General features: G+C 40.3%; 10 protein-coding genes, 2 tRNA genes and 3 rRNA genes. 10 read left to right on the forward strand and 5 right to left on the reverse strand.

The annotated features are described in order from the left end of the window. The first annotated feature begins 318 nt into the window (after window positions 1-318). The 3 genes from O970_RS03370 to O970_RS03380 all read left to right on the forward strand — a co-directional run bounded on the left by O970_RS03370 (window position 319) and on the right by O970_RS03380 (window position 2144). Window positions 319-873 (forward strand): RNase LS family HEPN domain-containing protein, encoded by a 555-nt coding sequence (locus O970_RS03370; RefSeq protein ID WP_024495761.1) that lies wholly within the window; start codon window positions 319-321, stop codon window positions 871-873. A 1-nt stretch (window position 874) separates the two neighbouring features. Continuing rightward, entirely contained in the window at window positions 875-1210 is a 336-nt protein-coding gene (locus O970_RS03375) for a type II toxin-antitoxin system RnlB family antitoxin (RefSeq protein WP_024495762.1), read from the forward strand. Window positions 1211-1367: 157 nt separating this feature from the next. Next, window positions 1368-2144 carry an N-acetylmuramoyl-L-alanine amidase gene (locus O970_RS03380; protein ID WP_024495763.1) on the forward strand — a complete coding sequence of 259 codons (777 nt, stop codon included), beginning with the start codon at window positions 1368-1370 and terminating at the stop codon, window positions 2142-2144. 108 nt (window positions 2145-2252) lie between these two features. Here the strand turns inward: O970_RS03380 and tsaA are convergent, their stop codons facing one another. Both tsaA and O970_RS03390 read right to left on the reverse strand, forming a co-directional pair. Then, window positions 2253-2954, reverse strand: a complete 702-nt coding sequence (tsaA, locus tag O970_RS03385) for a tRNA (N6-threonylcarbamoyladenosine(37)-N6)-methyltransferase TrmO (RefSeq protein ID WP_024495764.1) — start codon at window positions 2952-2954, stop codon at window positions 2253-2255. Window positions 2955-2991: 37 nt separating this feature from the next. Continuing rightward, window positions 2992-3375 (reverse strand): RidA family protein, encoded by a 384-nt coding sequence (locus O970_RS03390; protein ID WP_024495765.1) that lies wholly within the window; start codon window positions 3373-3375, stop codon window positions 2992-2994. 267 nt (window positions 3376-3642) lie between these two features. Here O970_RS03390 and O970_RS03395 point away from each other — a divergent pair, with 267 nt between their 5' ends. Further along, on the forward strand, window positions 3643-4071 hold the full coding sequence (locus O970_RS03395) for an EamA family transporter (RefSeq protein ID WP_024495766.1): 429 nt from the start codon (window positions 3643-3645) through the stop codon (window positions 4069-4071). A gap of 54 nt (window positions 4072-4125) precedes the next feature. Here O970_RS03395 and O970_RS03400 read toward each other — a convergent pair whose 3' ends face one another. The 3 genes from O970_RS03400 to metN form a co-directional block, all read right to left on the reverse strand. Next, complete coding sequence (locus tag O970_RS03400) at window positions 4126-5019, reverse strand: MetQ/NlpA family lipoprotein (RefSeq protein WP_024495767.1); 894 nt, start codon at window positions 5017-5019, stop codon at window positions 4126-4128. 19 nt (window positions 5020-5038) lie between these two features. Continuing rightward, entirely contained in the window at window positions 5039-5698 is a 660-nt protein-coding gene (locus tag O970_RS03405; RefSeq protein ID WP_036562544.1) for a methionine ABC transporter permease, read from the reverse strand. Between the two features lie 112 nt (window positions 5699-5810). After that, complete coding sequence (gene metN / locus O970_RS03410; protein ID WP_024495769.1) at window positions 5811-6842, reverse strand: methionine ABC transporter ATP-binding protein MetN; 1032 nt, start codon at window positions 6840-6842, stop codon at window positions 5811-5813. A 148-nt stretch (window positions 6843-6990) separates the two neighbouring features. Between metN and gmhB the strand changes: the two genes are divergently transcribed. The 6 genes from gmhB to rrf form a co-directional block, all read left to right on the forward strand. Continuing rightward, on the forward strand, window positions 6991-7530 hold the full coding sequence (gene gmhB / locus O970_RS03415; RefSeq protein WP_024495770.1) for a D-glycero-beta-D-manno-heptose 1,7-bisphosphate 7-phosphatase: 540 nt from the start codon (window positions 6991-6993) through the stop codon (window positions 7528-7530). 409 nt (window positions 7531-7939) lie between these two features. Then, a 16S ribosomal RNA gene (locus O970_RS03420) occupies window positions 7940-9477 on the forward strand. A gap of 60 nt (window positions 9478-9537) precedes the next feature. After that, window positions 9538-9614, forward strand: a tRNA-Ile gene (locus O970_RS03425). Between the two features lie 55 nt (window positions 9615-9669). Beyond that, window positions 9670-9745, forward strand: a tRNA-Ala gene (locus O970_RS03430). A 176-nt stretch (window positions 9746-9921) separates the two neighbouring features. Further along, a 23S ribosomal RNA gene (locus tag O970_RS03435) occupies window positions 9922-12818 on the forward strand. Window positions 12819-12883: 65 nt separating this feature from the next. Beyond that, a 5S ribosomal RNA gene (gene rrf, locus O970_RS03440) occupies window positions 12884-12991 on the forward strand; the annotation flags it as partial.

Consider the following 12991-nt stretch of genomic DNA (forward strand, 5'->3'; position numbering starts at 1 on the left):
GTGTTGTTGGTGAAGAGCTTTAGGCTGTTTATCTCTTTTTGTTAGTTATTCACATTATTATGATTGAAGTGTGATCTTGATTAACATATCGGTTAGCTTCTGGCTCGCTAAATGGCTTATTGTTGATCATTTATTGGTTTATACTTTTGTCGCTGTATCCCATCATAACCGCATGTCAACAGGTATGATTATAATCTATTTGGATATATCGAAATAGTGTTTTATTTGTTTATTGCTGGGTTTTTATAATCAACACGATAAGAATGATTACAAATTCAAGGAAAGCCTTTAACATGCTATAAAAGACTGATTTATCATATGTCTGCTTTGTTAGATCGTAAAGGTTTGGAAATGGTTTTAATGAGGCAGGATAGTAATCGTTCGGAAGTATTGAATATAAAAATGGCTGAATTCCATTTAAAAAGCAAGATAGGCGAAGATATTTTTGAAAGATTCCCTAAAAATATAAAATCATTGTTATTATCTAGTTTTTGCGTCAAATTTTCATCTCCACCCCTTCCTGATTATTGTATGTTACTTTATCCTGAATTTAGATCATTAGAAGGAATGATTAAAGAGAAATTATCAAATTATAATCTTGTTGCTAGTGAACATGATGATATTGAATCTTTTGGCTGTTTTTTTCTTAAAACTCAAAATGGAAGTTTCATAATTAAGCAAAAATATCAATCAAATATATTAGATAAAGTTATTCAAAATAGGTTATCTGATGCTTATAGCTTTTTTAATAAACATAGAAATAGGTTATTTCATATGGACGAACATGTGGATTCAAGTAGAATGATAAGTGATATGAACGAAATGAATAGAATTAGTGAAACTATATACACACACTTAAAGAACCTGATATAAAATGTTTGATATAAATTATTCATTATTAAATAGCAATAATATTATTGTTATTACAGCACTTAATCATGAGTCACCTTTGGATAATTTAAAGGATATTGTTGCTCGTCTAAAAGAATGTAAAAACGTAAATAATTCTATTTTAGTTATTTTTGATTTATTATGTTGTAATGGCAACGAATGGAATAGATTCATTTCTCTACTATTTGATGGCACAAAGTTCATACACCAATCTTTTAGTGTGCTATCTAACGATGATATTATGCCTAATATTGTTAATACTCAAAAATTGTATTTTACTCAACATCCTGAAATTATTAAATCTTCAGTTATGAATTAGGCACTTTTTTCACATCCAAACTGGTATGTTCTCGCTTTTTGGTAGCAAAAAGTGTGGACATACCACAACGTAAGAAAGAGTAACAAACCTAATTTTACTTCTATTTAATAAAAATAAATATAAACAATAATCGTGTATTGAGGATATAAAAGAATATATGTACAAGATTGATTACAACTCATATCGAGCAATAGCCAGTTTTAATCGTCGAGTAAGATTTTTAATCTTTCACTATACCGCACAAAATTTTGAAGAATCGATAAATTCTTTAACCGGTCCACATGTGAGTGCACATTATTTAATTCCTGATGAAACTGATAAAGGTTATATATCGGCTGGTTTTAATGATATGCGTATTTTTAATTTGGTCGACGAATCTGAGCGTGCTTGGCATGCTGGTATAAGTCACTGGGCGGGACGAAATAACTTAAATGATTCATCAATAGGGATTGAAATCGTTAATTTAGCTAAGGAAGATAAGCAAGGCGTTGTTTTTACGCCATTTAGCCAAAAACAGATCGAGGCAGTAAAGCAGTTGTCACTCAATATTTTACAACGTTATCCTGATATTTCGCCGCCTCATATTTTAGGGCATTCAGATATTGCTGTAGGAAGAAAAAGCGACCCAGGGGCCATGTTCCCATGGCAAACGCTATATCAGGCTGGGATCGGCGCATGGTATGATAATGATATTAAATCCTATTATCTTAAACAATTTAAGCATACAGGCTTGCCTGATAAACAGTTTATCTTAGAAAAATTACAACGTTATGGGTATGATACCTATTTAGCTACCGATGAAATTAGATTTAATCAGCTTATACGTGCATTTCAATTACATTTTCGACCTCAAAACTACTCAGGTGTCGTTGATAGTGAAACGATAGCTATTTTATACGCTTTAGTTGATAAATATTTCCCAGATAAACGTTAACCATAGCAATTATCTATTTATCCTATGCTTAATAGCGTTAGATATGTCAGGTATTAGCGACTAATAAATAGGCTTTTTATAGCCGGTAATACTGAGTAACTTTAATGCTTATTCTAAATAAAGAATTTCGACGTGATTATCAATAATTTGCCAATGAATATTAAAATCAAATAATCGCATACCATAATGCTGTAAGTAGAGACTTTTTCTCTTATAAGCCGGTCTAGGATCTTGGCTAATAACTTCAATAATTAACTTTTTTAATTCAGGATAAGCCACTTGATATTGCTCAAGTTGTATTAAAGCTTGGTTTGAAAAATCAATAGTTAATGAACTAGAGGGAATATCATTAGCATATCCAGCTAAAGCCTCGGGATAACTATCTGAATAAGGAATATATGGTTTAATATCGATAACTGGGGTACCATCTAATATATCTACACTGCCTAATTTTAAGATTATTTGGCCTTTTTGAACCAGAATATCTTTAAGTTCAACCGCTGAAAGTCCAAGTGGATTAGGTCGAAATGTCGAGCGCGTAGCGAATACCCCTATACGTTCATTACCACCTAAACGAGGAGGGCGAACAGTTGGACGCCAACCTTGCTTTTGAGTTTGGTGAAATAGAAAAATTATCCATAAATGGCTAAATTGTTCTAGTCCTCGTACCGCTTCAAGTTGATTATAAGGTGGGAGCAAATGAATTTCACCAACCCCTGCTTTAGCTAAACGGGGTTGGCGAGGTATAGCAAATTTTTCTTTATAAGGTGAATGGATAACACCAATAGGATCGATCGAAAAAGACATAATAAAATCAATTTTGATGGTTATTGTGAATTGTGATTACTTATCTTGCCGCAATGACTTCAATTTCAATTTTAGCATTACGTGGTAAAGCTGCGACTTGAATACAAGAGCGTGCAGGAAAAGGCGCATCATCATCGTTAAAAAATTGCTCATAGATAGTATTTACGGTATTAAAATCATTTAAATCAACAAGAAAAACAGTCGTTTTTATAATCGATTTAGGACTTAACCCTGCCGCAGCTAAAATAGCTTTAATATTGGATAAGACTTGCTTTGTCTGTTCAGTAATATCTTCTGGCATTTCGCCTGTTTTAGGATCTAGGGGAATTTGACCTGAAGTAAAAACTAGATTACCTAAATCCATTCCTTGTACATATGGACCAATTGCAGCTGGCGCTTTATCAGTATTAATCATTGTTGCCATGGGATCTCCTTATTAAATAAAGTTACTTATCAATGAATACATTTTAATCACATGCTATAGCAATAATAAAAAGGTTAGGTTAATAGGAGCGGGTTAAAAATAGGTATCTATTAGCTAACCAACATTGATATTATAATTGGTATAAAATAAGTTAAAATTTAAACATAGTAAAATGAAATTTGTATTAATAATGGATAATCTTATTATAGGTCATTGCACTGAAACCATTGCTTACTTGTTAATTAATAAACTAGGAAAATAATAAAGATGAATACTTGGTTAATTTATGCCTTACTCTCAGCGGTATTTGCCGCATTGGTTGCTATTTTTGGTAAAGTTGGTTTATCTGGATTAGATGCCAATACCGCAACAGCAATTAGAGCCATTGTAATGGCTGTTTTTCTGGTAGGGGTTGTCTTATGGCAAGGCAAAATCGATGTAGTGTCTGAAATTTTAAGTAATAAAAAAGCGATGGTATTTATTGTATTTAGTGGTATTGCTGGGGCATTATCATGGCTTTTTTACTTTATGGCGATTAAATATGGTCCAGTATCAAAAGTTGCGCCTATCGATAAGTTAAGTGTTGTTTTTGCGGTTATACTCTCCGCGTTAGTTTTAGGCGAAAAATTATCTTTGATGGGAATTCTTGGCGTGGTGGCTATTGCGGGCGGTTCGTTGCTGGTGGCGTTAAGTTAAAATAAATAAAAACCCGAATAAATCGGGTTTTTTATAACTATGAATATTAGCTCATTACCAACCTTTTACTGCGCCTTTATATAATTCATTAGTCTTGTTGACGGTGGCATCTGTTTGATAAGCTTTCACAAATGTCGCAACATTCTTATCGTCTTTATTATTAGTACGAGAGACAATGATATTCATATAAGGTGAATCATTATCTTCGGCAAAAATACCATCTTTGCTTGGCGATAAATTAACTTGGCCGGCAAACGTATTATTGATAATAGCCAAATCCACTTGATCGTCGTTGAGTGCCCGCGGTAACATTGGTGCTTCTAATTCAACTATATTAAAGTTATAAGGATTACTAGTTATATCAATAGTGGTTGGTAGTAATCCTTTTGCTGGATCAACGGTAATCATCCCTTGTTTTTGAAGTAATAATAAAGCACGCCCCAAATTAGTTGGATCATTTGGTACGGCAATATTTGCCCCAGCTGGAATAAAGTAAGTTTGAGCTTGTGGAGAAATCACTTTAACACCTTGACCGATTTCACTTTCATCAGTAATAGGTTTTAATTTGTTAGAGTAACTCGCGATTGGATAAACAAAAGTATTGCCGACAATAGTTAAATCATAATGACGATCTTTAATTTGTTGCTCAAGATAAGGGATATGTTGAAAAACATTGATATCTATTAATCCATCATTAAGCGCTTGATTGGGCGTCACATAGTCATTAAAGATAACTAATTCAACATCTAAATTATATAGTTCTTTTGCTTGTTGTTTAACAACCTCAGCAACTTCTTGATCTGGACCATTAATTACACCAACTTTAATACTTGGCGCTACTGGTTTTGCGGTTTCTGCTGCTGCTTCTACTTTCTTGCCATTATCACAAGCACTTAAAAAGAGAGTACTTGCTAGCGTGGCGATTAAGGCTATCTTTTTTAATATCATCTTCCTTTCTCCTAAACAATTAACGATGATTGACACGTTTAACAATTACATTGCCAATAATTTGAATAATAAAAATCAGTATAATTAAAATAATTAGTACGATATTCATTATTACAGGTTGATATGCTTGGTAACCATATTGAATAGCCAATTGACCAAGTCCGCCCGCACCTACAGCTCCAGCCATTGCGATATAACCGGTTAAGGTAATAAGCGTAATTGTCATACTATTAATAATAACTGGCAATGCTTCGGGTAAGAGTACCTTATAAATAATTTGTAACGGCGTGGCACCCATTGAGCGAGCCGCCTCAATTAATCCTTTTGGTACATCTAATAATGCATTTTCAATCATACGCGCAATCAATGGCGCCACACCGATACTTAATGGGACAATAGCGGCTTGCTTACCAAGAAAGGTTTTCGTTCCCGTTAATAAATCCATAGTGATATAAGTAAAAGGAATAATCCATACGATAAGAATAATAAATGGAATCGATCGAAAAACATTGGTGATAAATGATAATAACCCATTAATGAATAGGGAATCTAAAATATGCCCTTTACGAGTACAGTAAAGTAAAATACCTAATGGCAATCCAATTATGGTTCCGCCAATCCCTGAAAGAATAACCATATAAATAGTATCGTCAGTGGCTTGGGCCATTTTAAATACCATTGTCTCATTTAAGCCCCCAAAGGAGGAACAGAAGGATATGAAATTCGACCAAAAATCATATTGAGATAGATAACGAAAAAGGGTCTCAAACGGTTTAAATGAAGGTAAAAAATTAAACATAACCAAGAACCTCCACTTGAGTATTGTGTTTTGTTAAAAAATTAATAGCATTATTGATATCGTTTTGATCGCCAATCATTTCAGTTAGCATAACGCCAAATTTAACACCGCCAGCATAATCCATTTGAGCACTAATAATATTATTTTCAACATTAAATTGTTTTGTCATTTGTGATAATAAAGGCGCATCTACCGTTAAACCACTAAAATCCAGACGTAACAACGGATAAGTGCCTGGTTGTGGTGTTGGATGAAGTTTTTGTAAATAATCTTCAGGGATATGAAGATGTAAGGTTGACTGAATAAATTCTTTAGAAATGGCTGTTTTAGGTCGGGAAAACATATTACCTACAGCCGCTTGTTCAACTAATTGCCCCTGACTAATCACCGCAACTTGATCACAAATTTTTTTTACTACGTCCATTTCGTGCGTAATAAGTAAAATGGTCAAATTTAATTTACGATTAATATCTTTTAATAAATCAAGAATGGATCGCGTAGTAGCGGGATCTAAAGCACTGGTTGCTTCATCACATAATAATACTTTTGGCTGGCTTGCCAATGCTCTGGCTATTGCCACTCGCTGTTTCTGACCACCAGAAAGATTAGATGGATAAACATTAGCTTTATTACTTAGTCCAACTAATTCTAGTAACTCTAGGACACGAGATTGAATAACTTTTTTCGGCGTATGTTCTAATTCTAAAGGAAAAGCGACATTTTCAAACACCGTCCGTGAAGACAATAAATTAAAATGCTGAAATATCATACTAATTTTATGACGAATTTTAGTTAATTTCCTATTTGACAACGCAGTAAGATCAACGCCATCTACGATAACCTTACCTGAAGACGGGCGTTCTAATAAATTCACACAGCGTATTAACGTACTTTTCCCAGCGCCAGATGTGCCGATGACACCAAAAATCTGCCCAACAGGCACCGATAAATTAATATTATTCAATGCTGTAACAGGTTGATTATTCTGATAAAAAATCTTAGAAACATTTTCTAATTTAATCATAACTATACTTATTAAAATAAAGATAATGATTGATTCTAGGATGTCTAGACGTCTAAGTCAACATTATAAATCATAATATTGCATCAATAGTTAAACTAGATTAATCTCTCTCACTATTTTGCTGTTTTTAACTAGACGAGATTTTAAAATGATGAAACCTGCAATATTTCTGGATCGTGATGGAACCATCAACATTGATTATAATTATGTTCATACTATTGATAAGTTTGATTTTATTGATGGTGTGATTGACGCCTGTGCTGAATTAAAAAAAATGGGTTTTTTATTAGTGATTACCACCAACCAATCTGGCATTGCGCGTGGAATTTTTGATCAAAAACAATTTAATCAATTAACAGAATGGATGGATTGGTCGCTTATTGATCGTGGTGTTGAGTTAGATGGTATCTATTATTGTCCACATGCGCCAGAAAATGGTCATTGTGATTGCCGCAAGCCATTACCAGGTATGCTATTAAAGGCAGCCTCCGATTTAAATATCGATTTAGCTAATTCTTATATGGTAGGGGATAGGCTATCTGACTTGTTAGCAGGCAGAGCAGCGGGAGTAAAGCGAACAGTATTAGTTGGTACAGGCGATGAAATAACGGCTGAAGCTAAAAAAGAAGCGGATTGGATTATTAACAGCCTTGCTGACTTACCAGAAAAAATCAAAAAGACAGCGTGATATTTATTGGAGTTGTTCAAAATAAGTGTATAAGTTGTTGAATTTTTATCACTTGCGATTAAATAAACAACACTTGAAACGAATTTTTAAAAAGTAACTTGCTATTAGTCATTCATCGTCTATAATGCACCTCCATTGAACGACAACGAGACGAAAGTTGAGAAGTTGGAAGTTAAAAAGTTGAGAAGTTTGAAAAAAAGTTCTTGACTAATGAAAAAGGAAAGCGTAACATACGCAGCCCTTGAGACAGCAAAGCTGTCAGCTCTTTAAAAAATAGAACAGACAATCTGTGTGGGCACTTGCAGGACGAAAGAATTAAAGTCTAAGGACTTAAAAGAATCAAGTCTTGATAAGTGACACTGAAGATTCATTTGAATATGTCAGAAACAGTTATTGAGCATCAAACTTTAAATTGAAGAGTTTGATCATGGCTCAGATTGAACGCTGGCGGCAGGCTTAACACATGCAAGTCGAACGGTAACATGAGTGCTTGCACTTGATGACGAGTGGCGGACGGGTGAGTAAAGTATGGGGATCTGCCGAATGGAAGGGGACAACAGTTGGAAACGACTGCTAATACCGTATAATGTCGCGAGACCAAAGCATGGGACTTTCGGGCCATGCGCCATTTGATGAACCCATATGGGATTAGCTAGTAGGTGGGGTAAAGGCTCACCTAGGCGACGATCTCTAGCTGGTCTGAGAGGATGGCCAGCCACACTGGAACTGAGACACGGTCCAGACTCCTACGGGAGGCAGCAGTGGGGAATATTGCACAATGGGGGGAACCCTGATGCAGCCATGCCGCGTGTATGAAGAAGGCCTTCGGGTTGTAAAGTACTTTCGGTGATGAGGAAGGTGATGTATCTAATAGGTACATCAATTGACGTTAATTACAGAAGAAGCACCGGCTAACTCCGTGCCAGCAGCCGCGGTAATACGGAGGGTGCGAGCGTTAATCGGAATGACTGGGCGTAAAGGGCATGTAGGCGGATGATTAAGTTAGGTGTGAAAGCCCCGGGCTCAACCTGGGAATTGCATTTAAAACTGGTCGTCTGGAGTATTGTAGAGGAAGGTAGAATTCCACGTGTAGCGGTGAAATGCGTAGAGATGTGGAGGAATACCGGTGGCGAAGGCGGCCTTCTGGACAGATACTGACGCTGAGATGCGAAAGCGTGGGGAGCAAACAGGATTAGATACCCTGGTAGTCCACGCTGTAAACGATGTCGATTTGGAATTTGCGGTCTTGAGCTGTGGGTTCCGGAGCTAACGCGTTAAATCGACCGCCTGGGGAGTACGGCCGCAAGGTTAAAACTCAAATGAATTGACGGGGGCCCGCACAAGCGGTGGAGCATGTGGTTTAATTCGATGCAACGCGAAGAACCTTACCTGGTCTTGACATCCACAGAATCTTGCAGAGATGCGAGAGTGCCTTCGGGAACTGTGAGACAGGTGCTGCATGGCTGTCGTCAGCTCGTGTTGTGAAATGTTGGGTTAAGTCCCGCAACGAGCGCAACCCTTATCCTTTGTTGCCAGCGGTCAGGCCGGGAACTCAAAGGAGACTGCCATTGATAAAGTGGAGGAAGGCAGGGACGACGTCAAGTCATCATGGCCCTTACGACCAGGGCTACACACGTGCTACAATGGCGTATACAAAGAGAAGCGAGCCAGCGATGGTGAGCGGACCTCATAAAGTACGTCTAAGTCCGGATTGGAGTCTGCAACTCGACTCCATGAAGTCGGAATCGCTAGTAATCGTAGATCAGAATGCTACGGTGAATACGTTCCCGGGCCTTGTACACACCGCCCGTCACACCATGGGAGTGGGTTGCACCAGAAGTAGATAGCTTAACCGCGAGGGGGGCGTTTACCACGGTGTGATTCATGACTGGGGTGAAGTCGTAACAAGGTAACCGTAGGGGAACCTGCGGTTGGATCACCTCCTTACGAAGAGCCTGCAAGTGTTCACACAGATTGTTTGTTTTAGCAGAGAGAAATCACTGAATTGGGTCTGTAGCTCAGGTGGTTAGAGCGCACCCCTGATAAGGGTGAGGTCGGTGGTTCAAGTCCACTCAGACCCACCAATTCGAGTTATTAAGAAGTGTGGCGAAAGCGACACGACTGATAAGGTGATGAAATGGGGCTATAGCTCAGCTGGGAGAGCGCCTGCCTTGCACGCAGGAGGCCAGCGGTTCGATCCCGCTTAGCTCCACCAATTTAACTCTCAAACGAAGATATTGATAAGCACATTGATAAAGTGTGCAGATGAATATAGCTCTTTAACAATTAGGAACAAGCTGAAAAGAAACGAGTTCTCGGATATTAAGGCATGTTATATGGCATAGCTAAGATATTTGAGGAAAGCGAAACCGAGACAACTAAGAGTTGTAAGGTTAAGAAATTAAGCGTACACGGTGGATGCCTAGGCAATCAGAGGCGATGAAGGACGTGTTAATCTGCGAAAAGCGACGGTAAGCTGATAAAAAGCGCAATAGCCGTTGATGTCCGAATGGGGAAACCCAGTACAATAATGTACTATCATTAACTGAATAAAATAGGTTAATGAGGCGAACCGGGAGAACTGAAACATCTAAGTACCCCGAGGAAAAGAAATCAACCGAGATTCCCAAAGTAGCGGCGAGCGAAATGGGAGGAGCCCAAAGCGGGTAGCATGATGAGCTAGTGGAACGGTCTGGAAAGTCCGGTGAAACAGGGTGATAGCCCCGTACACGAAAGCCATGATGTGGAAGCTTGAAGAGTAGGGCGGGACACGTGATATCCTGTCTGAAGAAGGGGGGACCATCCTCCAAGGCTAAATACTCCTGATTGACCGATAGTGAACCAGTACCGTGAGGGAAAGGCGAAAAGAACCCCGGCGAGGGGAGTGAAATAGAACCTGAAACCGTGTACGTACAAACAGTGGGAGCATGTACCGTTAGGTATGTGTGACTGCGTACCTTTTGTATAATGGGTCAGCGACTTATATTCTGTAGCGAGGTTAACCGAATAGGGGAGCCGAAGGGAAACCGAGTATTAACTGTGCGTTAAGTTGCAGGGTATAGACCCGAAACCCGGTGATCTAGCCATGGGCAGGTTGAAGGTTGGTTAACACTAACTGGAGGACCGAACCGACTAATGTTGAAAAATTAGCGGATGACCTGTGGCTGGGGGTGAAAGGCCAATCAAACCGGGAGATAGCTGGTTCTCCCCGAAAGCTATTTAGGTAGCGCCTCATGTATTGTCATTGGGGGTAGAGCACTGTTTCGGCTAGGGGGTCATCCCGACTTACCAACCCGATGCAAACTCCGAATACCGATGAACAGAGCATGGGAGACACACGGCGGGTGCTAACGTCCGTCGTGAAGAGGGAAACAACCCAGACCGCCAGCTAAGGTCCCAAAGTCATAGTTAAGTGGGAAACGAAGTGGGAAGGCTTAGACAGCTAGGATGTTGGCTTAGAAGCAGCCATCATTTAAAGAAAGCGTAATAGCTCACTAGTCGAGTCGGCCTGCGCGGAAGATGTAACGGGGCTAAAACTATGCACCGAAGCTGCGGCAATGCACGAAAGTGTATTGGGTAGGGGAGCGTTCTGTAAGCCTGCGAAGGTGAACTGAGAGGTTTGCTGGAGGTATCAGAAGTGCGAATGCTGACATAAGTAACGATAAAGCGGGTGAAAAGCCCGCTCGCCGGAAGACCAAGGGTTCCTGTCCAACGTTAATCGGGGCAGGGTGAGTCGACCCCTAAGGTGAGGCCGAAAGGCGTAGCTGATGGGAAACGGGTTAATATTCCCGTACTATATATGACTGCGATGGGGGGACGGAGAAGGCTAGGTTTACCACCTATTGGATGGTGGGTTAAGCATGTAGGCGTGTGATTAGGCAAATCCGGTCACTGAAACGCTGAGGTGTGATGACGATGCACTAAGGTGCAGAAGTAATTGATGCCCTGCTTCCAGGAAAAGCCTCTAAGCTTCAGGTCATATGTAATCGTACCCGAAACCGACACAGGTGGTCAGGTAGAGAATACTAAGGCGCTTGAGAGAACTCGGGTGAAGGAACTAGGCAAAATGGTGCCGTAACTTCGGGAGAAGGCACGCTGATGGTAATTGAAGTCCCGCGCGGATGGAGGTGAAATCAGTCGAAGATACCAGCTGGCTGCAACTGTTTAATAAAAACACAGCACTCTGCAAACACGAAAGTGGACGTATAGGGTGTGACGCCTGCCCGGTGCTGGAAGGTTAATTGATGGGGTTAGCAGAAATGCGAAGCTCTTGATCGAAGCCCCAGTAAACGGCGGCCGTAACTATAACGGTCCTAAGGTAGCGAAATTCCTTGTCGGGTAAGTTCCGACCTGCACGAATGGCGTAATGATGGCCAGGCTGTCTCCACCCGAGACTCAGTGAAATTGAATTCGCCGTGAAGATGCGGTGTACCCGTGGCAAGACGGAAAGACCCCGTGAACCTTTACTATAGCTTGACAGTGAACATTGAGCCTTAATGTGTAGGATAGGTGGGAGGCATAGAAGTGTGGACGCCAGTCTGCATGGAGCCGACCTTGAAATACCACCCTTTAATGTTTGATGTTCTAACGTAGGTCCCTGAACGGGATTGCGGACACTGTCTGGTGGGTAGTTTGACTGGGGCGGTCTCCTCCCAAAGAGTAACGGAGGAGCACGAAGGTTAGCTAATCCTGGTCGGACATCAGGAGGTTAGTGCAATGGCATAAGCTAGCTTGACTGCGAGAGCGACGGTTCGAGCAGGTACGAAAGTAGGTCATAGTGATCCGGTGGTTCTGAATGGAAGGGCCATCGCTCAACGGATAAAAGGTACTCCGGGGATAACAGGCTGATACCGCCCAAGAGTTCATATCGACGGCGGTGTTTGGCACCTCGATGTCGGCTCATCACATCCTGGGGCTGAAGTAGGTCCCAAGGGTACGGCTGTTCGCCGTTTAAAGTGGTACGCGAGCTGGGTTTAGAACGTCGTGAGACAGTTCGGTCCCTATCTGCCATGGGCGCAGGAGAATTGACGGGGTTTGCTTCTAGTACGAGAGGACCGAAGTGAACGCACCGCTGGTGTTCGGGTTGTGATGCCAATCGCATTGCCCGGTAGCTAAGTGCGGAATAGATAAGCGCTGAAAGCATCTAAGCGCGAAACTAGCCCGGAGATGAGTTCTCCCATGACGAGAGTCAGTAAGGTCCGTTCGAGACTAGGACGTAGATAGGTTGGATGTGTAAGTGCAGTGATGCATTGAGCTAACCAATACTAATGAGCCGAGGTCTTAACCTTACAACTCTGAGTTGTTTTGGAATCGCGAAAACAGTTTGTTCTTGATTGAAGAGAAACAGGATATGTCTGGCGGCATTAGCGCGGTGGTCCCACCTGACCCCATGCCGAACTCAGAAGTGAAACGCCGTAGCGCCGATGGTAGTGTGGGGACACCCCATGTGAGAGTAGGACAC

The organism is Candidatus Schmidhempelia bombi str. Bimp (genome assembly GCF_000471645.3).
In the GTDB taxonomy this organism is placed as follows: domain Bacteria; phylum Pseudomonadota; class Gammaproteobacteria; order Enterobacterales; family Orbaceae; genus Utexia; species Utexia bombi.